This is a genomic window from Streptomyces sp. NPDC041940, from assembly GCF_055589465.1.
Genome location: NZ_JBVJBP010000026.1, coordinates 112,807 through 132,925 on the forward strand (window position 1 = coordinate 112,807; position 20,119 = coordinate 132,925).

Consider the following 20,119-nt stretch of genomic DNA (forward strand, 5'->3'; position numbering starts at 1 on the left):
TGCTGACTCCAAGAAGTGACGCTTGTTCATCTTCAAACCCGGGGATACCGGCGGTAACATCCGGCCACCCCCTCGGGAGGAGCCCCCCACATGTCACGGCGTACCCCACGCACCGTTCTCGACAGAATGAGAACTCCCCGGGGAATCCCCGGGTTCCTGAAGACCGCTTCGGTATGCGCCCTGATCGCAGGACTTTTGTCGCCGCTTGCCCCGGCGGCCGCCGCGGAAACGCCGACCGCGCAGGTCGCGGCCGCCGCGAACGACTATTGCGGGAACCAGTGTTCGGACATCCTCCCGCCCGGCCAGAACGGCAACGCCACCCTCGCCCAGATCCTCCTCAACCAGGCCTTCGGCACCCAGCCCGAGCACGCCGAGGACCAGCTCGGGCCCTACGCGAACCTCGCCAAGGGCTACACCGGCCTCACCAACGACAAGATCAACAACTTCTTCAACGACGCGTCCTTCGGGGTCCCGGCGGATCAGGTCGCCTCCACCGTCAAGCCCGCCGGGCGCGCCGACGTGACGATCGTCCGTGACAAGAAGACGGGCGTGCCGCACATCACCGGCACCACCCGGTACGGCACCGAGTTCGGGGCGGGCTACGCGGCCGCCCAGGACCGGCTGTGGCTGATGGACGTCTTCCGGCACGTCGGTCGCGGACAGCTGACCGCCTTCGCCGGCGGCGCGCCCTCCAACCAAGGCCTGGAGCAGCAGTTCTGGCGGCACGCCCCGTACACCGAGGCCGACCTCCAGGCGCAGATCGACAACGCCGTCGCCACCAACGGCGAGCGCGGAAAGCAGGCCCTCGCCGACGCCACGGCCTATCTCGACGGCATCAACTCCTACATCGACGCCTCGGACAGCGGCCGCTACTTCCCGGGCGAGTACGTCCTCACCGGCCACAAGGACTCCGTCACCAACGCCGGGACGATCGAGCACTTCAAGATCACCGACCTGGTCGCGCTGGGTTCGGTCATCGGCGCGCTGTTCGGGTCCGGCGGGGGCGGCGAGGTCAACAACGCGCTCTCGCTGCTCGCCGCCCAGGAGAAGTACGGCGTGGTGGAGGGCACCAAGGTCTGGGAGTCCTTCCGCGAGCGCAACGACCCGGAGGCCGTCCTCACCGTCCACGACGGCAGCTTCCCGTACGCGACCAAGCCGGACGACCCGCAGGGCACGGCCCTGCCCGACGCCGGCTCGGTGGAGCCGGAGCCGCTCGTGTACGACCGCACCGGCAGCGCCGCGGCGGCCGGTGCCACCGGCGCGTCCGCCGAGGCGGCCAAGACGGCCCTTTCGTCCGCCAAGCGCGGCATGTCCAACGCCCTCGTGGTCGGCGGCGAGCACACCGCCAGCGGCCACCCCGTCGCCGTGTTCGGCCCCCAGACCGGCTACTTCGCCCCCCAGTTGCTGCTGCTCCAGGAGATCCAGGGCCCGGGCATCAGCGCCCGCGGCGCCTCCTTCGCGGGCCTGAGCATGTACGTGGAACTCGGCCGCGGCCAGGACTACGCGTGGAGCGCCACGACCTCCGGCCAGGACATCATCGACACCTACGCCGTCGAACTGTGCCAGGACGACTACCACTACCTGTACCGCGGCACCTGCACGCCGATGGAGAAGATCGAGCAGAAGAACGCCTGGAAGCCGACCACGGCCGACGGCACCGCGGCCGGCTCGTACACGATGCGCGTCTGGCGCACGAAGTACGGCCCCGTCGAGTACCGCGCGACGGTCGGCGGCAAGAAGGTCGCCTACACCACCCTGCGCTCGTCCTTCATGCACGAGGCCGACTCCATCATCGGCTTCCAGATGCTGAACGACCCCGGCTACGTCAAGGGTCCGGAGTCCTTCCAGAAGGCGGTGCAGCACATCAACTACACCTTCAACTGGTTCTACGCCGACTCCGAGCACACCGCGTACTACAACAGCGGCGACAACCCGGTGCGCGCGAACGGCGTCGACGCCGAGTTCCCGGTGTGGGCGCGGCCCGCGTACGAGTGGCGGGGCTGGGACCCGGCGGCCAACACGGCCGACTACACCCCGCCCTCCGCCCACCCGAACTCGATCGACCAGGACTACTACATCTCCTGGAACAACAAGCAGGCCGAGGACTACACGACCGCGCCCTGGGGCAACGGGTCCGTGCACCGCGGCAACCTCCTGGAGGACCGGGTGAAGAAGCTGGTCCAGCAGGGCGGGGTGACCCGGGCCTCGCTGGTGAAGGCCATGGCCGACGCGGGGACGGCCGATCTGCGGGCGGAGGACGTCCTGCCCAGGCTGCTGAAGGTCGTCACCGGTTCACCGGTCACCGACTCCGCCACCGCCGCTGCCGTCAGCAAGCTCCAGGCCTGGGTCGCGGCCGGCTCCAAGCGCACGGAGACCTCGGCCGGCTCCAAGAAGTACGCCGACGCCGACGCGATCCGCATCCTGGACGCCTGGTGGCCGCGGCTGGTCAAGGCCGAGTTCGAACCGGGCCTCGGCAGCGAGCTGTACGAGGCCATGACCGCCAACCTGCCCGTGGACGAGTCCCCGTCGGCCGCCCACGGACCGACCGGCGGGCACGCCGGAAGCTCCTTCCAGTACGGCTGGTGGAGCTATGTCGACAAGGACATCCGGGCCGTGCTCGGCGAGCAGGTGCGGGGCCCGCTCGCCCGGAAGTACTGCGGCGACGGCAGCCTCGGCGCCTGCCGGGACATCCTCGTCAGCACCCTGAAGGAGGCGGCCGGCAAGACCGCCGCCCAGGTCTACCCCGGCGACGACCAGTGCTCGGCGGGCGACCAGTGGTGCGCCGACTCGGTCATCCACCGCACCCTCGGCGGCATCAAGCACGGCAAGATCAGCTGGCAGAACCGGCCGACCTACCAGCAGGTCGTGGAGTTCACCTCGCACCGCTGACCCGGCGGCCCTGAGAACAGGCGGCGGGTCAGCGCACGCGGCCCGCCGCCAGTACCAGCCTCGCCAGCTCCTCGTGCAGGATGTCGCTGTGTGCCCCGGCCGGCGGCCCGCCGCGTCTGACCACCGCCGCCACGTCGACGTTCACGCACCCCGAGGCGGGCAGTTTCGCCTTCAGGGCCTTGGCGAGGGTGTACGCGCGCGTGCCCGGTACCGCCCGCGCCCCGCCGCAGCCCATCGCGCCCCACTTCTCGCCCAGGGCCCGGCTCAGGTCGAGGCCGGCGACCGAGCGGCTGTCGCCCGCCATCCGCGACGCCAGCGGATAGATCGTGCCGAGGGCCGTGTCGTGCCGGGAGTGACAGCACACCAGGGGGCCGTCGACGCGGTTCTGCTGCCCCTGGAGAACCCCTCCGGCGCGGGCGTCGTGCGGCAGCCGGGCCGCGAACGCGTAGTGCGAGAACGCCCCTTGGAGCAGTGTCACGGACTTCACCGTGCGCACGCCCTCGGGCAGTCCGCGCAGCGCGAACGACACCAGCCGCGCGCCGAAGCTGTGCCCCACCAGGTGCACGCGCACGCCCGGCGCCGCCGCCGCGAGCTGCCCGACGACCCGGCCGAGACCGCGCTCACCGACGGTTCCCGCGCGTCGCTTCATCGCGTAGTACGTCGCCTGCCGCAGCAGTTCGTGCGCACCGTCCCAGGGGTTCGGGAGCCTGAAGTCCCGCCGTGCGCCGGACGCTTCGAGTTCCGCGAGCGCCTGCGCGTACTCCTCGCAGGCCGCCGCCGAGGTTCCGGTGAACATCTCCGGCTCGCTCTGCGGCACGCCCTCCGCCACCGTGTCCGCCGCGAACAGCTCCTGCGGCCCGGGCGCCACCACCTCCACCAGCAGCCGCACCAGCCGCCCGAACTCCTCCAGCTCGGCCTCCTCCGCCGGCTGCTGCTCCAGCAGCCGCGCGATCTGGTCGACCAGGATCGCCCGGCCCGGGAAGGTCTCTAGCAGCGCGTGCCGCGTGTCCTTGTCGAGCACGGGACGCCCGGGGGCCTCGGCCGCCACGGCCCGTGGCAGGTCCGGGATCGGTTCGTCGGCGAACCGCATCGCCGGCCACAGCACCCCGACGTACCCGACCCGGGCCGCCGGGGCCAGCCGCGGGACGGGCGCGAGGAAACGGTCGTAGAGCCGGGTGGCGCCCGAGCGGTCGTTGTTCCAGCCGTGCGCGAAGACGATCAGGTCGCGCACCTTCCGTTCGCTCACCCCGGCGAGCAACCGGTCCCGCTGGCGGCCCGCCGGGTCCCCGTCCGCGTCGAAGGTCAGCTCCCAGTAGGGAGTCACACTCATCGCCGGATCCGCCATGACAGGCCCCCTAGCCCCCGGGTGACGCCGCGATCTGGGCGTATCGTCCTGCCAACGGGGCGGCTTGGCCATACGTCACGGGCGCATTGGGGGCCGTATGCCTTGCTCAGCGGTACACGAGGTACTTCCGCCGCATCCGCCGGAACACCGCCAGTTCGCTCTGCCACCCCGCCACGACCTCGTCGGTGTCCGCGCCCGCGTCGATCATCGTGCGCACGCGCGTGGAGCCGGTGAGCTTGTCGATCCAGTGGTCGGGGCGCCAGGCGAAACCGCTCCAGACCTGCTTGGCGGTCACGAGCAGGGCGATTCCCGTGCGCACGGGGTCGAACGCGGCCCGGTCGTGCACATGGAGCTGTACGCCGCCGATCGTCTTGCCCTGGAACTTCGAGAAGGTGGGCGCGAAGTACGCCTCCCTGAACCGCACGCCGGGCAGCCCGAGTTCGTTGGCCCTGCCCGCCCAGCGCCGGTCGACGCCCTCCGCGCCCAGCAGTTCGAACGGCCGGGTCGTGCCCCGCCCCTCCGACAGGTTGGTGCCCTCGAACAGACACGTTCCCGAGTACACCAGGGCCGTCTCCGGCGTCGGCATGTTCGGGCTCGGCGGCACCCAGGGCAGACCGGAGGCGTCGTAGAACTCCGAGCGCTTCCAGCCCGACATCGCCACGGTCTCCAGCGGTACGGGCTCGGTCAGGAACTCGCCGTTGAAGAGCCGCGCCAGCTCCGCGACCGTCATCCCGTGGGCCTGGGAAATGGGCTGCCGTCCGACGAACGTGGCGAACTCCTTGTGCAGCACGGGCCCGAGGGCCGTCCGGCCGGTCACCGGGTTGGGCCGGTCCAGCACCACGAACCGTTTGCCGGCGAGCTGTGCGGCCTCCATGCAGTCGTACAGCGTCCAGATGTACGTGTAGAAGCGGGCGCCGACGTCCTGGATGTCGAAGACGACCGTGTCCACGCCGGACGCGGTGAAGATGTCTGCGAGGGGGCGGCCGCTCTTGAGGTACGTGTCGTAGACGGGCAGGCCGGTCGCCGGGTCGTCGTAGCGTCCCTCGGAACCGCCGGCCTGGGCGGTGCCCCGGAAGCCGTGCTCGGGGCCGAAGACGGCGGTGAGGTCGACGCGGTCGTCCTCGTGCATGACGTCGACGATGTGGCGGACGTCGCGGGTGATGCCGGTGGGGTTGGTGACGATGCCGACCTTCTGGCCGTCGAGCAGGGCGTAGCCGTCCTGGGCGAGTCGTTCGAAGCCGGTGCGCGGGTGCCTTCGGCGCTGCGCGGCGGATGCGGTGGAGGTGGCTGATACGGCTGCCGCCGTGGCGGTGGTGAGGACGGCTCGTCTGGAAGGGCGCATGCGGTGACCTCCTTGAGCGGGGACGGTCGGCATGGGCACGGTATGCGCTTCCGCGGGTTGTGGGGAGGCTGCCGGTCGGTTGTGGCTTGTCGCGCCCCGCGACGAAGCCGCACGATCGGTACAGCCCCGCGCCCCTTCGAGGGGCGTTGCCGGCACCTCTTCCGTGGCACATACCGACCGGTTAGTCTGGCGCCATTGCTGAGCCGCGAATGAGGAGACCGATGGTGGGAGCCTTTCAAGAGGCCGGAGTCGTTGTCACGGGGGCCGGCGGCGGAATCGGGGCCGCGCTCGCCCGGCGGTTCGCCGCCGAGGGGGCCCGGGTCGTCGTCAACGACCTCGACGCCGAGCGGGCCAAGCACATCGCCGCCGAGATCGGCGGCATCCCCGTGCCCGGTGACGCCTCGGCGATCGTCGGGGACGCCCGGGACGCGCTCGGCGGGACCGTCGATGTGTACTGCGCCAACGCCGGGGTCGCCTTCGACGGCGTCGATTCCGGTCGTGCGCTGGACGAGGAGGCGTGGGCGACGTCCTGGGACGTGAACGTCATGGCGCATGTCCGGGCCGCCGAGCAGCTGCTACCGGCCTGGCTGGAGCGCGGCAGCGGCCGGTTCGTGTCCACCGTGTCCGCCGCCGGGCTGCTCACCATGATCGGAGCCGCGCCCTACGCCGTCACCAAGCACGGCGCCCTCGCGTTCGCCGAGTGGCTGTCGCTGACGTACCGGCACCGGGGCGTGAACGTCCACGCCATCTGCCCGCAGGGCGTCCGCACCGACATGCTCGCCGCCACCGGCAGCGCGGGCGACCTGGTGCTGCAGCCGACCGCGATCGAGCCGGAGGCCGTCGCGGACGCCCTGCTCAAGGGCATCGAGGAGGACCGCTTCCTGATCCTGCCGCACCCGGAGGTCGCCGCCTACCACCAGGCCCGGGCAGGTGATCCCGACCGGTGGCTGACCGGCATGAACCGCATCCAGCAGCAGTGGGAGGAGACCCGGTGACCGAGTCCCGCTACGCCGCCAAACCCTGGCTCGCCCTGCTCGGCGAGGCCCAGAAGGGCGCGATAAGCCCCGCCGGCTCCCTCGTGCACGCCCTGCGCCGGGTGGTGGCCGAGACGCCGGACCACGACTTCCTGGCCTACTTCGACGGCCGGCTGACCTACCGGGAGGCCGACGAGCTCAGCGACTCCGTCGCCGGGCATCTCGCGGCGCGCGGCCTGGAGCCCGGCGACCGGGTCGCGGTGCTGCTCCAGAACTCCCCGCACTTCGTGCTCGCCGTGCTCGGCGCGTGGAAGGCGGGCGCGGTCGTCGTGCCCGTCAATCCGATGTACAAGTCGGGCGAGGTGGCCCACGTCCTGCGGGACGGCGAGGTCGCCGCGCTGATCTGCTCGGACCGGGCGTGGGAGTCGTATCTGCGCGAGACGGCCGCGGACTCGCCGGTGCGGATCGCGCTCACCGGGTGCGAGCTGGACTTCCAGACGCGTGACGACGCGCGCGTGCTGGCCTTCGAGCGGCTGCCGCAGGCCCCGGACGCCGATGACCTGGTGACGGTGGCGCGAGCCGGGAACAAGGCACCGGCGGACCGTGCGCCCGGCCCCTCCGACATCGCGCTGATCAGCTACACCTCCGGCACGAGCGGCACGCCCAAGGGCGCCACCAACACGCACGGCAACATCATGTACAACGCCGAGCGGCAGCGGACCGGCCTGGAGCTGCCCGAGCGGCCCGTGTACTTCGCGATGGCGCCGCTGTTCCACATCACGGGCATGGTCTGCCAGTTCGGCGCCTGCCTGAACAGCGGGGGCACGCTCGTGCTGGCCTACCGCTTCGAGGCGGGCACGGTGCTGGACGCGTTCGCCGAGCACGCGCCGCACTACACGGTCGGCCCCTCCACGGCCTTCATGGCGCTGGCCGCCCACCCCTCCGTCACTCGCGACCACTTCTCCTCCTTCCGGGTGATCTCCTCCGGCGGCGCCCCGCTGCCGCCCGCGCTGGTGGAGAAGTTCCGGGCTGGCTTCGGGCCGTACATCCGCAACGGCTACGGGCTGACCGAGTGCACCGCGCCCTGCGCCTCGGTGCCGCCCGGTCTGGAGGCGCCCGTCGACCCGGCCTCCGGGACGCTCGCCGTGGGCCTGCCCGGCCCCGACACGGTCGTACGGATCGTCGACGACAACGGTGACGAGGTGCCCTTCGGCGAGCAGGGCGAGATCGCCGTACGCGGCCCGCAGGTCGTGCCCGGCTACTGGCGGCGCGCCGACGCCACCGCCGAGACCTTCCCCGGCGCCGAACTGCGCACCGGCGACATCGGCTTCATGGACGAGCAGGGCTGGCTGTACGTCGTCGACCGCAAGAAGGACATGATCAACGCGTCCGGATTCAAGGTGTGGCCGCGCGAGGTCGAGGACGTGCTCTACACGCACCCGGCGGTGCGCGAGGCCGCCGTCGTCGGGGTGCCCGACGGCTATCGCGGGGAGACCGTCAAGGCGTACATCAGCCTGCGTCCGGACGCCGAGACGGACCCGGATGCACTCGCCGCCTACTGCAAGGAGAGACTGGCCGCCTACAAATACCCGCGCCAGGTGGAGATCCTGCCCGACTTGCCGAAGACGGCCAGTGGGAAGATCCTCCGTCGGGAACTGCGTTCCCGGACGCAAGGCAATTGACCAGCAGTACGGAAAGGCAGGTGGCGGCAGTGCCCAGGACCACGGACTCGGACGGCACCCCCGTGCCTCAGCGGCTCCTGGCCGCCGCCACCCGGCTCTTCGCCGACCGGGGCTACGACCGCACCTCGGTGCAGGAGATCGTCGAGGCGGCCGGCGTCACCAAGGGGGCGCTGTACCACTACTTCGGCTCCAAGGACGACCTTCTGCACGAGGTGTACGCGCGCGTGCTGCGCATCCAGCAGGAGCGGCTGGACGCCGTCGCGGACGCGGACGAGCCGGTGGAGAAGCGGCTGCGGTCCGCGGCCGCGGACGTCGTGGTGACGACGATCGACAACCTCGACGACGCGATGATCTTCTGGCGGTCGATGCACCATCTCAGCCCCGAGAAGAACAAGCAGGTCCGCTCCGAGCGCCGCCGCTACCACGAGCGCTTCCGCGCGCTGGTCGAGGAGGGCCAGGAGTCGGGCATCTTCTCCAGGACGACCCCGGCGGACCTGGTCGTCGACTACCACTTCGGCTCGGTCCACCACCTGTCGACGTGGTACCGCCCGGACGGGCCCATGAGCCCGCAACAGGTAGCCGACCACCTGGCCGACCTGCTGATGAGGGCCCTGCGCCCCTAGCTGCCCGAACCAGCCCGTCCGGCGTTTGAGGACGAGGCCGTTCAGGCCGAACGGGGGGCCAGGGGGCGGAGCCCCCTGAGGATGGGACGGGTAAGGGCGGCGGGGGCGAGAAAACCCCCACCGCCCGCACCGCCTACAGGTACTGCTTCAACTCCCGCCGGGCCAGCGACCGCTGATGCACCTCGTCAGGCCCGTCCGCGATCATCAGCGTCCGCGCCGCCGCATACAGCTCCGCCAGCGGGAAGTCCTGACTGACACCCCCCGCACCGTGCAACTGGATCGCCCGGTCGAGAATGTCCACCACCGCACGAGGCGTAGCGATCTTGATCGACTGGATCTCGGTGTGCGCCCCCCTGTTGCCGACCGTGTCCATCAGCCAGGCCGTCTTCAGTACCAGCAGCCGCAACTGCTCGACCGTCACCCGCGCGTCCGCGATCCAGTTGTGCACCACACCCTGCTGCGCCAGCGCCTTGCCGAAGGCCGTACGGGCCACGGCCCGCCGGCACATCAGCTCGATCGCCCGCTCCGCCATGCCGATCAGCCGCATGCAGTGGTGGATCCGGCCGGGACCGAGCCGGGCCTGCGCGATGGCGAAGCCACCGCCCTCCTCGCCGATCAGGTTCGACGCCGGCACGCGCGCGTCGTCGAAGATCACCTCGGCGTGGCCGCCGTGGGAGTGGTCCTCGTAGCCGAACACCCGCATCGCGCGCTTGACGGTCACACCCGGCGTGTCGCGGGGGACCAGCACCATGGACTGCTGACGGCGGATGTCGTCCCCGTCCGGGTCCGTCTTGCCCATCACGATGAAGATCTTGCAGTCCGGGTTCATAGCCCCGGAGATGTACCACTTGCGGCCGGTGACGACATACTCGTCGCCGTCCCGCCGGATGTGCGTGGTGATGTTGGTGGCGTCCGAGGAGGCCACCTCCGGCTCGGTCATCGCGAACGCCGAGCGGATCTCGCCCGCCAGCAGCGGCTCCAGCCACTGCTTGCGCTGCTGCTCGTCACCGAACTGGGTCAGCACCTCCATGTTCCCGGTGTCGGGCGCCGCGCAGTTCGTCGCCGTCGGCGCCAGGTGCGGGGAGCGGCCCATGATCTCGGCGAGTGGCGCGTACTGCAGATTGGTGAGCCCGGCCCCGTACTCGGAGTCCGGCAGGAAGAGATTCCACAGCCCCTGCCTGCGCGCCTCGGCCTTGAGCTCCTCCACCACCGCCGGGGTGTCCCACGGCGAGGCGAGCAGGGCGCGCTGCTCCTCCGCCACCGCCTCGGCCGGATAGACGTACTCGTCCATGAAGGTGAGCAGCTTGGCGCGCAGCTCCTCGGTGCGTGCGTCGAACGCGAAGTCCATACGGATCAGCCCTCCTGAAGGCCCTCGTGAAGCGTGGTCAGCCCGTGCCGGACGAAGACGGGCACGAGGTCGCCGATGCGGTCGAACCCGCGCCCGACCGTCTGGCCGAGCGTGTAGCGGTAGTGGATGCCCTCGAGGATCACGGCGAGCTTGAACCAGGCGAACGCCGTGTACCAGGAGACCGCGGAGACGTCGCGCCCCGAGCGCGCGGCGTACCGCTCGATGAGTTCGGACGGTGCCGGATTCCCGGGAGCCTCGGCGGTGGTGGAGACGGGGGATTCGGGCATGCCGAGCGGCATGCTGTACATGACCAGCAGGCCGAGGTCGGTGAGCGGGTCGCCCAGCGTCGACATCTCCCAGTCGAGGATGGCCTTGATCTGGTCGTCCTCGCCGATCAGCACGTTGTCGAGCCGGTAGTCGCCGTGCACGACGGCCGGGGCGGGGGAGCGGGGCAGGTCCCGGCCGAGGGCGGCGTGCAGTTCGTCGATACCGTCCAGATCGCGGTTGCGGGAGGCGTCCAGCTGCTTGCCCCAGCGCCGCAGCTGCCGGTCCAGGAAGCCCTCGGGCCGGCCGAAGTCCGCGAGACCCGCCTCGCCCGGGTCCACCGCGTGCAGCTCCACCAGGGTGTCCACCAGGTTCAGCACCGCGCCCCGGGTCCGCTCCGGACCGAGCGGCACCAGCTGGTCGGCGGTGCGGTACGGGGTGCCCTCGACGAACTCCATGACGTAGAAGGGCGACCCGAGCACCTCCTCGTCCTCGCACAGCAGCACCGGCCGCGGAACCGGCACGGCGGTCGGATACAGCCCGCTGATCACCCGGTGCTCGCGCTTCATGTCGTGCGCGGTGGCCAGCACATGGCCGAGCGGAGGCCGCCGTACGACCCAGCGCGCGGTGCCGTCGGACACGGCGTACGTGAGGTTCGACCGGCCGCCCTCGATCAGCCGGCCGGACAGCGGGCCGTTCACCAGGCCGGGGCGCTCCCGGTCGAGCAGGCCGCGCAGCCGGTCGAGATCGAGTCCGGGCGGATGGTCGGGGCTCATGCGTCGCTCCTACGGGGAGATGGACGGTTCCCGACTCATGATGCCGACCGGTCGGTATGTCGTCCAGAGGGGGGCCGAAACGTGATCGGAGCCACGATAGGCCGAAGGCTCCTCGCGCGAGACGCCGGGGAGGCCACGGCCCGCTTCGTTCAGGCCAGTCCGGCTTGCGTGCCGCGTGGGAAGCCCGGAAGGTCGGAGCCATGAAGGCCATCAGCTACTCACGGTACGGCGGACCCGAGGCGCTGGCGTTCGGGGAGGTCCGCGATCCCAAGGTCGGCCCGGACACGGTGCTGGTGAAGGTACGGGCGGCGTCCGTGAACCCCGTCGACTGGAAGGCCCGCGAGGGCTACCTCGACGCCGTCCTGGAACCCGTCTTCCCCGTGGTGCCCGGCTGGGATGTCTCGGGCGTCGTCGTACGGCCCGGCGTGGCCGTCTCGGAGTTCGACGTCGGGGACGAGGTCATCGGGTACGTACGCGAGGACTTCCTCTCCCGGGGCACCTTCGCCGAGTACGTGGCCGCGCCCCTGCGCACCCTCGCCCGCAAGCCGCGCAACCTCTCCTTCGAGGAGGCGGCCGGGCTGCCGCTGGTCGGGCTCACCGCCTATCAGGTGCTGCTCAAGGTCCTCCAGGTGAGGCGGGGCGAGACCGTCCTGGTGCACGCGGCGGCCGGCGGCGTCGGCTCGATCGCCGTACAGCTCGGCACCCACCTCGGCGCCCGGGTGATCGGCACGGCGAGCGAGCCCAACCACGACTTCGTGCGGGGCCTCGGCGGCGAGCCGGTGACCTACGGAGAGGGCCTCGGCGAGCGGGTGCGGGGGCTGGCGCCCGAGGGCGTGGACGCGGTGTTCGACACGGTCGGCGGTGACGCCCTGAAGGCCTCGGCCAACCTGCTGGCCCCCGAGGGGCGCCTGGTGTCGATCGCCGACGGCGACGTCGTGAACTACGGCGGCCGCTACTACTTCGTACGCCCCGACGCCGACGACCTCCAGCGGCTCACCGACCTGGCGGAACAGGGCGTGGTGAGCGTGCACGTCTCCGAGACGTTCCCGCTGGAGCGGGCGGCGGACGCGCACCTGCTGAACCAGGAGGGCCGGACCCGAGGCAAGATCGTCGTGACGGTGGACTGGGAGACGGAGGGCGCGTAGCCGCCGGCCGCTCAGACCCACGGGCCTCAGAGGACGAGGGCGGCCCCGCACGCCGCCATCGCCACCGTGCACAGCACGGCGGCCGTCGCGTGCCGGGGCGCGAACGCCGCGGGGCTGCCGGGCGCGGAGAGCGTGCGGATGCGGCGGTGGGCGACGCCGAGGAAGCCAAGCCACAGGACACAGCACAGGGCGCATCCGACGACCCCGGCCACCGACGCGCCGCCGTGCAGCGCGGTCTTCACGGCGAGCACGGCGGCGACCGTGCCCGAGAGCGTCGTGCGCCGCCAGGCGAGCCGGGTCCGCTCGGGCTGGAGCCCGGGGTCGCGGTCGGGGGTCCGAGGCGCGCTGGGAGCCGCGCTCACCCCTCCCACCCCACGAGCACCACAAGCACCATCGCCACGGCGACGACCGCGACGACGAGGCTCAGCAACGCCGGGAACCGGGACACCGGCAGATCCTCGCCCCGGCGCATGGCCCGCTCGCAGCGCACCCAGTGGTTGACCGCCCGCAGCGAGCACAGCACCCCCGCGGCGAGCAGCGCGAGGGCCAGCCCGACCCTCCAGCCCCAGCGCAGGTCCGGCAGGAACTGGTCCACGGCGAAGCCGCCGCCGATCAGCGCGAGCGCGGTGCGCAGCCAGGCCAGGAAGGTGCGTTCGTTCGCCAGCGAGAACCGGTAGTCGGGCGTCTCGCCGTCCTGCCGGACCTCCGCGGGCGCGAACCACAAACGGACGTTCCGTACGAACTCGATCATCTGCGCGACCCTACCCGGGAGCCGCTCGCCGGTCGCCGTCGCCCACTAGGGCCTCGACCGAAACGCCTTGAGGCGTTCGTACGCCGCCAGCCCGTCCGGCACCCACTCCCAGTCCCCGAGGCGCCGCTCCACCTCCTCCTCGGGCAGGAAGTCGTGCCAGGCCACCTCCTCGGCCTGCGGCCGTACGGGAAGCTCGCAGCGGACCTCGTACACCGCCGACCACCAGCTCCGGCCGCCGCCGTCGTCGTAGAGGAACTTGAAGAGGTACCGCGGTTCCGGCAGGCCGGTCACGCCCAGTTCCTCCTCGGCCTCGCGCAGGGCCGCCGTGTCGTAGGCCTCGCCCGCGCCGACGACTCCGCCGACGAACATGTCGTAGAGGGAGGGGAAGACCAGCTTGGTCGGGGTCCGCCGGTGCACGAAGATCCGTCCCCCGGCGTCCCGGGCCTGGATGAACACGCAGCGGTGCCGCAGGCCCTCGGCGTAGACCTCGCCTCGGGGCAGCTGTCCGATGACCTGGTCCTTCTCGTCGACGATGTCGAGGATCTCGTCAGCAGCGCTCATGCCCTCATCCAAGCAGGGGGCGGCGCCGGAATCACTGCGGCTGCGGCTGCGGCTGCAGCTTCCCCACGCGGGCCCGCTCCGCCAGTCCGTGCGGCATGGCCGGATGCAGCCCCAGCAGCACGATCCCCGCGACCACGGCCAGCAGGCCGCCGGCCTCCCAGCTCAGGGCCACCGCGTCGGTGCGCAGCCGGTCGCCGAGGAAGCCGACGCCGCAGATGATCCCGGCGAGCGGCTGGGCCGCGGTCAGGGCGGGCAGCGACTTGCGCAGGGAGGCGGTCTCGAAGGCGCTCTGCACGAGGACCAGCCCCGTGACGCCCAGCGCGAGGACCGCGTACGGCTGCCAGCCGGTGAGCAGCTCGGCGAAGCCGCCCTCGGCGAACTTCTGCCCGCTCACCCGGGTCAGCGCGTCCTGCACGCCGTAGAGCAGCCCGGCGGCCAGGGCCAGCAGCACCGGTCCGGAGCTCAGCCGCGAGCGCTTGGCGTGGGTCGTGAGCAGCAGGGCGAGACCGACCATGACCCCGATGATCAGCCACTGCCGCACCGGATCCGCCGTCGCGGCTCCGCCCTGCGGCTGACCCGCCACGATGAACGCGGTCACTCCGCCCGCCAGGAGCAGCAGGCCCGCCCAGCCCTGACGGCCCAGTGGCTGCTTGGTCTGCCTGCGGGACAGCGCGAGCGCGAACAGCAGGTTCGTCGCCAGCAGCGGCTCCACCAGGGACAGCTCGCCCTGTCCAAGGGCGGCGGCGCCCAGCGCCATGCCGACCACCATCAGCGCGATGCCGCCGAGCCAGCGCGGCACCTTCACCAGGTCGATCAGCAGCCGGAAGGAGAGGAAGTCGCTCAGCGGTGCCCGCTGGGCCGCGTTCTGCTGCAGGACGAAACCGAAGCCAAGACAGCAGGCGGCGCTCAGGGCGAGCACGAGAACTAGAACCGACACGCGGTGTACCTCGATCATCAGGTCGGGTTCACGGTTGCGTAGGGGCCGACTGTACCGGCCGGCTCCGCCCGGCGCGCCCGTACGTCCTGCCATGGTCCGGGTCGAAACCGGCGAACGCTATGACGTACGTCACAAAGGGCGAAACGGAAAAATCGGATGCCGGTCACATGCTCCTCCCGCACCCCGTTGATCACAAGACCCTCACAAGTAACGCCACTTGACGCGTGTAACGCGAAGACGGCCCTTGACGTCAACCATTGGCGGGGGGTTGGCTGTGCGTGATCAGTTCATGGCATTGCGCACACCCGCGCCCCATCGACCGCCGTGAGCCGAAACACCAGAAGAGCGCGTGAGGAAGTCCCGCGGTGTCCCCACCCCCGCCTCCCCTCGGCCGTGGCCGCAGACGTGCGGCTCAGGCCTTCGACGAGGCCCTCGACGACGCCGACCTCGTGGCCGCGCGCGCCGCGCTCGCGCAGGGCCGCTGGCAGCACGTCCGTTCCCTGCTGGTCCGGACCGGAGAGGACTGGGACCGCCGCGGCCATCGGATCACGGTCCTCGCGGCCGAGTCCTACTGCGCCGCCTGGGCCCGTGAGTGGCTGCTCGCCGAACCCGAGTCCGCCGACGCCTCCGTCCTGCTCGCCCTCGCCGAGGTCCGGCGGGCGCTGCGCGGCAAGGGCAAGCCGGTCCGCGCCCGCGAGGCCTGCGAGACCGCCGTCGCCCGCGCCCCGGCCGACCCCACCCCCTGGCTCGGCCTGCTCATGCTGGAGTGCGCGACCGGCACCGACATGGACGTGGTCCGGCGCTTCGAGGCGGTGCGCGGCCGGTACGCCGACCACCACCACGCCCACCACCTGATGGTCGCCCGGCTCGCCGCACGCCGCACCGAGGCCGGCCCGGACCCGCTGCACGAGGTCTACGACTTCGCCAACTGGGCCGCCGAACAGGCACCGGCCGACTCCCCGCTCGCGATCCTGCCCGTCATCGCACACGCCGAGCGCTACCGCGTGCTGGCGGCCGCCGGGTACGAGCCCGCCGATCCGGCCACCTCGGGCCACTGGGCCGGCCGCCGCGCCCGGCAGGTGATGAAGACCGCCTTCGACTGGTGGCTGGAGTGGGAGCTGGAGGGCCACCCGCGGCGGCTGATCGACCTGAACTTCCTCGCCCACGCCAAGTTCTGCGAGGGGCGGGGCGCCGAGGCCGCCGCCCTGTTCCACCGGATCGACCGGTACGCCACCCCGGCGCCCTGGTCGTACCCGGACCGCGACCCGCACACCGCCTTCGCCGCCGCCCGCGCCGGCGCGCTCGGCACGGCCTGACCCCCGCCATCCCAGAAGTGAGGACGCTCTCCCGATGACCACGGACAGTTCGAGTACGAGCACGTCCGCCGCAGGCGGCGGCATCAGCACGTTCAAGGGGCAGGAGCGTGCCCTGCGCGCCGACCGCCTCGGCACCGGGGGGCTGCTGCTCTCCGTCCTCGCGGCGACCGCCCCGCTCATGGTGGTCGCGGGTGTCATGCCCACCACATTCGCGGTGATGGGCATCGTCGGCCAGCCGTTGCTCTTCGTCGTCCTCGGCGTCGTCCTGATCCTGTTCAGCGTGGGCTACGCCGAGATGAGCCGCCACGTCCACAACGCGGGCGCCTTCTACGCCTACATCTCCCGCGGCCTCGGCGGCACCGCCGGCGCGGGCGCCGCCCTGGTCGCCCTCGTCGCCTACAACGCGCTCCAGATCGGCATCTACGGCATCTTCGGCTTCGAGGTCTCCGGGCTCCTCGCCACCTACGCCGAGGTGGAGATCGCCTGGTGGATCCCGGCCCTGGTGGCCGCCCTCGCCGTCGGACTGCTCGGCTGGCTCAAGATCGACGTCAACGCGCGGGTGCTCGGCGTGCTGCTGGTCATCGAGGTGCTCCTCGTCGTGATCTTCGACGTGGCCGCCCTCGCCGACCCCGGCAAGGAAGGCCTGTCGCTGCACGCCTTCAACCCCGACACGCTCACCGGCGCGGGCGTCGGCACCGCGCTGTGCTTCTGCATCGCCGCGTTCCTCGGCTTCGAGCAGGCCCCCGTCTACGCCGAGGAGACCAGCCGCCCGCACGTCCTGGTGCCGCGCGTGATGTTCTTCGCCGTCGGCGGGGTCGCCGTCTTCTTCGCGCTGAGCAGCTGGGCCCTCACCGTCGCCACCGGCCCCTCCGCGATCGTCGGCACGGCCCAGAAGCAGAGCGCCGGACTGCTGTTCTTCCTCACCGAGTCCCGCCTCGGCGGCACCTTCACGGACGTCCTGCACGTCCTGTTCGTCACCGGCATGTTCGCCGCCCTGCTCAGCTTCCACAACGTCGTCGCCCGGTACGCCTTCGCCATGGGCCGCGAGGGCCTGCTGCCCGCCGCCTTCGGCCGCACCAGCGGCACCAGCGGCGCCCCCGGCACCGGCTCGCTGCTGCAGACCGTCGTGGCCGTGGTGGTCGTGGCCGGCTTCGCGATCGCCGACGACAAGCCGGTCGGCGACCCGACCGCGCCCGTCCTGCAGCTGTTCACCTGGCTCGGCAACATCGGCGCCCTCGGCGTGATCCTGCTGATGGCGGCGGCCTCCCTGTCGGTCGTCGTCTTCTTCGTCCGCCGCGGCGCCGCCGGCGCCCAGGCCTGGCGGCTGGCCACCGCCACGCTGTCGGGCCTCGCCCTGCTCGTGATCGCCGGCTACACCGTGAAGGACTTCGAGGTGCTGGTCGGCGCCGGCCCGGACTCCTCGCTGAGCTGGGTGCTGCCCGGCGTCATCGGGCTCGCCCTGGTCGCGGGCCTCGTCCTGGGCCTGGTGCTGCGCGCCCGCGCCCCCGAGAAGCACGCCCGGATCGGGCTCGGCAACGAGGCGTTCCAGCTGGACAAGGCGGCCTCGTCCTGAGGGTGCCCGCGTAAGAAGTGGTTACGGAAGTCTGACGAGCACCCGCGATCCCTGTCCTGCCGGGGCCGCGGGTGCTCGAATGAGAACGTGAACGCGAACCGGGGCGACGGGGAGGTGAGTGGGGGCGTGCGCGAGGACGTACAAGACGGCGTGAACGACGGACACCCCGAGGAGCGGGGCACCCCGGTAGGCCGCCGCGTCTTCCTCGGCACCCTCGCGGTGGGCGCCCTGGGCGTCGTCGCCGCGCCCAAGCTGCAGCGCGGCCTGGAGGGCTTCCTCGGCGGCGCCGCCGACCAGGACCCCACCGGCCTGACCGGACTGCTCCCGAACGGCGGCGGCTTCCGCTACTACTCGGTCGCCTCGTCCGTCCCGCGCAAGAACGCCGGCACCTACCGCCTCAAGATCGACGGCCTGGTCGACCGCCCCACCACCTACACCCTGGACGCGCTGAGAGCCCTGCCGCAGACCCGCATGGTCCGCGACGTCCAGTGCGTCACCGGCTGGCGGGTCCCGGACACACCGTTCGAAGGCGTACGCCTCTCCCGGCTCCTCGACGCCGCCGGCGTACGCCCCACCGCGAAGGCGGTCCGCTTCACCTGCTTCGACGGCACGTACACCGAGAGCCTCACCCTCACCCAGGCCCGCCGCGCGGACGTCCTGGTCGCCCTGCGCATGCAGGACAAGGACCTCGGCCACTCCCACGGCGGCCCGGTCCGCCTCTACGTGGCGCCCATGTACTTCTACAAGTCCGCCAAGTGGCTCTCCGGCATCACCCTCACCGACGAGGTCGACCCGGGCTACTGGGAGGAGCGCGGCTACGACATCGACGCCTGGGTGGGCCGCTCGAACGGACGCGACGATGCCCCCACGAGCTGACACCGCGGCCGATGTCAGCCGCTTCACCCCGACCGAGCGCTGGATCCACCGCACGACGGCCGCCCTGATGAGCGTCTGCGTCCTGACGGCGGCCTGCCTCTACGTCCCCCAGCTCGCCGAACTCGTGGGCCGCCGTGCCCTGGTCGTCACCCTGCACCAGTGGTCAGGTCTGGCCCTGCCCGTCCCGGTCCTGGCCGGCCTCGCCTCCCGCGCCTTCCGCGCCGACCTCGGCCGGCTCAACCGCTTCGGCCCGCACGACCGCACCTGGCTGCGCGCCGCCCTGCACCGCGACAAGCGCCCCGACTCCCGCCCCGCCGCCAAGTTCAACGCCGGCCAGAAGATCTACGCCGCCTGGATCGCCGGAGCCACCCTCGTCATGCTCGCCACCGGCCTGATGATGTGGTTCACCCACCTCACCCCCCTGCTCTGGCGCACCAGCGCGACCTTCGTCCACGACTGGCTGGCCCTCACCATCGGCATCGTCCTGGCCGGCCACATCGGCATGGCCCTGGCCGACCCGGAGGCACGCAGAGGAATGAGAACGGGCAGGGTAAGCAGAGAGTGGTCGGACCGCCAGCACCCTCTATGGCGCCGGTAGTCCGTTGCCCTCAGGGGCGCGGGGAACTGCGCGAACAACCACAACGCCCCCGCAGCCCCCGGACAACATCAACCACCTACGGCGCAACGGCGAAATCCAACAGCACCTTGCAAGACCGAGTCCGATCAGCGGCCAGCGCAAACGCAGACTCGGCCTCCGAGGCCGGAACCACCGCACTCACCAGCCCATCGAACGCCGGCTCCACCGCCAGCAACTCCAACGCCGCGTCAAACTCCGTATCGAACCGGAACGCCCCCCGAAGCTCGATCTCCCGGCTCACCACAAGGTTCCCCGCGAACGGACTCTGCCCCGGCGGCAACATCCCCAACTGCACGACAACCCCACCCCGCCGCACCCGCCGCAGACACGCGTCGAGCCCCGCGGCCACCCCGGACGCCTCGATCGCCACATCGACCTCATCGGGCCACCCGGCATCATCGGGATCGTCGGCCCGCACCACAGTCGACGCACCGGCGACCCGGGCGTACTCCAACGCCTCGGGCAGCAGATCCGTCACGGTGACCCGCGCCGCCCCCGCCGCCTTCGCCGCCGCGACCACCAGACACCCGATGGGCCCGGCACCGGTCACCAGAACATGCCGCCCGGCCACGTCCCCGGCCCGCCGCACCGCGTGCAGCGCGACGGACAGCGGCTCGGCGAGCGCGGCCCGGCGCAGCTCCAGACCGTCCGGCAGCGCCCGCAACTGCTCACCGGGCACGACCACCTGCGCCGCGAACCCGCCCTGCACATGCGGGAATCGCGCCGCACTGCCCAGATAGCGGGTGTCCCGGCACACGTTCCGCCGTCCGGCCGAGCACTCCGGGCACACTCCGCACGGGGTCGCCGGGTGCACGGCCACGGCCGTACCCGGAGCCGGGCCCGAGGCGCCGTCCCCGTACCCGAGGACCGTCCCGACGACCTCGTGCCCGAGCACCATCGGCTCGCGGAGCCGGAAGTCACCGACGCCGCCGTGCCGCCAGTAGTGCAGATCGGACCCGCACACCCCGCCGTACCGGACGGCGACCAGCGCCTGCCCAGGACCCGGCTCCGGAACGGGCAACTGCGCGACCCGGAGGTCGTCCTGACCGTGAATCACACAACCCAGCATCACAACCTCCT

General features: G+C 71.7%; 18 protein-coding genes. 9 read left to right on the forward strand and 9 right to left on the reverse strand.

Annotated elements, in window-relative coordinates; translation table 11 throughout:
• Positions 1-90: 90 nt before the first annotated feature.
• The gene (locus tag ACZ6I3_RS33765) at positions 91-2,889 is read left to right on the forward strand and encodes a penicillin acylase family protein (protein ID WP_469419870.1); all 2,799 of its coding nucleotides are present in this window, start codon (positions 91-93) and stop codon (positions 2,887-2,889) included.
• A 28-nt stretch (positions 2,890-2,917) separates the two neighbouring features.
• On the opposite strand, the gene ACZ6I3_RS33770 is transcribed toward ACZ6I3_RS33765, so the two are convergent.
• Both ACZ6I3_RS33770 and ACZ6I3_RS33775 read right to left on the reverse strand, forming a co-directional pair.
• Entirely contained in the window at positions 2,918-4,234 is a 1,317-nt protein-coding gene (locus ACZ6I3_RS33770; RefSeq protein ID WP_469419872.1) for a serine-threonine protein kinase, read from the reverse strand.
• Between the two features lie 106 nt (positions 4,235-4,340).
• Positions 4,341-5,576: an exo-beta-N-acetylmuramidase NamZ family protein gene (locus ACZ6I3_RS33775; protein ID WP_469419873.1), complete on the reverse strand. Its 1,236-nt coding sequence runs from the start codon at positions 5,574-5,576 to the stop codon at positions 4,341-4,343.
• Positions 5,577-5,797: 221 nt separating this feature from the next.
• Here ACZ6I3_RS33775 and ACZ6I3_RS33780 point away from each other — a divergent pair, with 221 nt between their 5' ends.
• Genes ACZ6I3_RS33780 through ACZ6I3_RS33790 form a run of 3 tightly spaced genes read left to right on the forward strand, consistent with a single transcriptional unit; the run spans position 5,798 to position 8,855 of the window.
• Complete coding sequence (locus ACZ6I3_RS33780) at positions 5,798-6,571, forward strand: SDR family oxidoreductase (RefSeq protein WP_469419875.1); 774 nt, start codon at positions 5,798-5,800, stop codon at positions 6,569-6,571.
• Complete coding sequence (locus ACZ6I3_RS33785; protein WP_469419877.1) at positions 6,568-8,232, forward strand: class I adenylate-forming enzyme family protein; 1,665 nt, start codon at positions 6,568-6,570, stop codon at positions 8,230-8,232. Before ACZ6I3_RS33780 ends, ACZ6I3_RS33785 begins: the two co-directional genes overlap by 4 nt.
• Positions 8,233-8,261: 29 nt before the next feature.
• Positions 8,262-8,855, forward strand: coding sequence for a TetR/AcrR family transcriptional regulator (locus ACZ6I3_RS33790; RefSeq protein WP_469419878.1), 594 nt, complete (start codon positions 8,262-8,264; stop codon positions 8,853-8,855).
• Between the two features lie 133 nt (positions 8,856-8,988).
• Here ACZ6I3_RS33790 and ACZ6I3_RS33795 read toward each other — a convergent pair whose 3' ends face one another.
• Positions 8,989-10,203, reverse strand: a complete 1,215-nt coding sequence (locus tag ACZ6I3_RS33795) for an acyl-CoA dehydrogenase family protein (RefSeq protein WP_469419879.1) — start codon at positions 10,201-10,203, stop codon at positions 8,989-8,991.
• Positions 10,204-10,208: 5 nt separating this feature from the next.
• Positions 10,209-11,243 carry a phosphotransferase family protein gene (locus ACZ6I3_RS33800; RefSeq protein ID WP_469419881.1) on the reverse strand — a complete coding sequence of 345 codons (1,035 nt, stop codon included), beginning with the start codon at positions 11,241-11,243 and terminating at the stop codon, positions 10,209-10,211.
• A gap of 200 nt (positions 11,244-11,443) precedes the next feature.
• On the opposite strand from ACZ6I3_RS33800, the gene ACZ6I3_RS33805 reads away from it, so the two are divergent.
• A complete protein-coding gene (locus tag ACZ6I3_RS33805) occupies positions 11,444-12,388 on the forward strand; it encodes an NADP-dependent oxidoreductase (protein ID WP_469419882.1) in 945 nt (314 codons plus the stop codon).
• A gap of 26 nt (positions 12,389-12,414) precedes the next feature.
• Here the strand turns inward: ACZ6I3_RS33805 and ACZ6I3_RS33810 are convergent, their stop codons facing one another.
• From ACZ6I3_RS33810 to ACZ6I3_RS33825, 4 genes are read right to left on the reverse strand one after another with little or no spacing between them, the layout of a single operon-like run.
• Positions 12,415-12,759 (reverse strand): DUF202 domain-containing protein, encoded by a 345-nt coding sequence (locus ACZ6I3_RS33810; RefSeq protein ID WP_469419883.1) that lies wholly within the window; start codon positions 12,757-12,759, stop codon positions 12,415-12,417.
• Positions 12,747-13,139 (reverse strand): YidH family protein, encoded by a 393-nt coding sequence (locus tag ACZ6I3_RS33815; RefSeq protein ID WP_215122459.1) that lies wholly within the window; start codon positions 13,137-13,139, stop codon positions 12,747-12,749. Before ACZ6I3_RS33815 ends, ACZ6I3_RS33810 begins: the two co-directional genes overlap by 13 nt.
• A gap of 45 nt (positions 13,140-13,184) precedes the next feature.
• Complete coding sequence (locus ACZ6I3_RS33820) at positions 13,185-13,700, reverse strand: NUDIX hydrolase (protein WP_469419884.1); 516 nt, start codon at positions 13,698-13,700, stop codon at positions 13,185-13,187.
• A gap of 31 nt (positions 13,701-13,731) precedes the next feature.
• A complete protein-coding gene (locus tag ACZ6I3_RS33825; RefSeq protein ID WP_469419885.1) occupies positions 13,732-14,655 on the reverse strand; it encodes a DMT family transporter in 924 nt (307 codons plus the stop codon).
• Positions 14,656-15,002: 347 nt separating this feature from the next.
• On the opposite strand from ACZ6I3_RS33825, the gene ACZ6I3_RS33830 reads away from it, so the two are divergent.
• The 4 genes from ACZ6I3_RS33830 to ACZ6I3_RS33845 all read left to right on the forward strand — a co-directional run bounded on the left by ACZ6I3_RS33830 (position 15,003) and on the right by ACZ6I3_RS33845 (position 19,000).
• On the forward strand, positions 15,003-15,953 hold the full coding sequence (locus ACZ6I3_RS33830) for a hypothetical protein (protein ID WP_469419886.1): 951 nt from the start codon (positions 15,003-15,005) through the stop codon (positions 15,951-15,953).
• Between the two features lie 34 nt (positions 15,954-15,987).
• Positions 15,988-17,526, forward strand: a complete 1,539-nt coding sequence (locus tag ACZ6I3_RS33835) for an APC family permease (protein ID WP_469419888.1) — start codon at positions 15,988-15,990, stop codon at positions 17,524-17,526.
• 150 nt (positions 17,527-17,676) lie between these two features.
• Positions 17,677-18,402, forward strand: a complete 726-nt coding sequence (locus ACZ6I3_RS33840) for a molybdopterin-dependent oxidoreductase (protein ID WP_469419919.1) — start codon at positions 17,677-17,679, stop codon at positions 18,400-18,402.
• Positions 18,386-19,000 (forward strand): cytochrome b/b6 domain-containing protein, encoded by a 615-nt coding sequence (locus ACZ6I3_RS33845; protein WP_469419890.1) that lies wholly within the window; start codon positions 18,386-18,388, stop codon positions 18,998-19,000. Before ACZ6I3_RS33840 ends, ACZ6I3_RS33845 begins: the two co-directional genes overlap by 17 nt.
• Positions 19,001-19,076: 76 nt before the next feature.
• Here ACZ6I3_RS33845 and ACZ6I3_RS33850 read toward each other — a convergent pair whose 3' ends face one another.
• Positions 19,077-20,108 (reverse strand): L-idonate 5-dehydrogenase, encoded by a 1,032-nt coding sequence (locus ACZ6I3_RS33850; RefSeq protein ID WP_469419891.1) that lies wholly within the window; start codon positions 20,106-20,108, stop codon positions 19,077-19,079.
• Positions 20,109-20,119: the final 11 nt, after the last annotated feature.

Coding starts and splice junctions, on each gene's coding strand:
- ACZ6I3_RS33765 (WP_469419870.1), top strand. CDS start 91: ATGTCACGGCGTACCCCACGCACCGTTCTCGACAGAATGAGAACTCCC.
- ACZ6I3_RS33770 (WP_469419872.1), bottom strand. CDS start 4,234: ATGGCGGATCCGGCGATGAGTGTGACTCCCTACTGGGAGCTGACCTTC.
- ACZ6I3_RS33775 (WP_469419873.1), bottom strand. CDS start 5,576: ATGCGCCCTTCCAGACGAGCCGTCCTCACCACCGCCACGGCGGCAGCC.
- ACZ6I3_RS33780 (WP_469419875.1), top strand. CDS start 5,798: ATGGTGGGAGCCTTTCAAGAGGCCGGAGTCGTTGTCACGGGGGCCGGC.
- ACZ6I3_RS33795 (WP_469419879.1), bottom strand. CDS start 10,203: ATGGACTTCGCGTTCGACGCACGCACCGAGGAGCTGCGCGCCAAGCTG.
- ACZ6I3_RS33800 (WP_469419881.1), bottom strand. CDS start 11,243: ATGAGCCCCGACCATCCGCCCGGACTCGATCTCGACCGGCTGCGCGGC.
- ACZ6I3_RS33805 (WP_469419882.1), top strand. CDS start 11,444: ATGAAGGCCATCAGCTACTCACGGTACGGCGGACCCGAGGCGCTGGCG.
- ACZ6I3_RS33815 (WP_215122459.1), bottom strand. CDS start 13,139: ATGATCGAGTTCGTACGGAACGTCCGTTTGTGGTTCGCGCCCGCGGAG.
- ACZ6I3_RS33820 (WP_469419884.1), bottom strand. CDS start 13,700: ATGAGCGCTGCTGACGAGATCCTCGACATCGTCGACGAGAAGGACCAG.
- ACZ6I3_RS33825 (WP_469419885.1), bottom strand. CDS start 14,655: ATGATCGAGGTACACCGCGTGTCGGTTCTAGTTCTCGTGCTCGCCCTG.
- ACZ6I3_RS33835 (WP_469419888.1), top strand. CDS start 15,988: ATGACCACGGACAGTTCGAGTACGAGCACGTCCGCCGCAGGCGGCGGC.
- ACZ6I3_RS33845 (WP_469419890.1), top strand. CDS start 18,386: ATGCCCCCACGAGCTGACACCGCGGCCGATGTCAGCCGCTTCACCCCG.
- ACZ6I3_RS33850 (WP_469419891.1), bottom strand. CDS start 20,108: ATGCTGGGTTGTGTGATTCACGGTCAGGACGACCTCCGGGTCGCGCAG.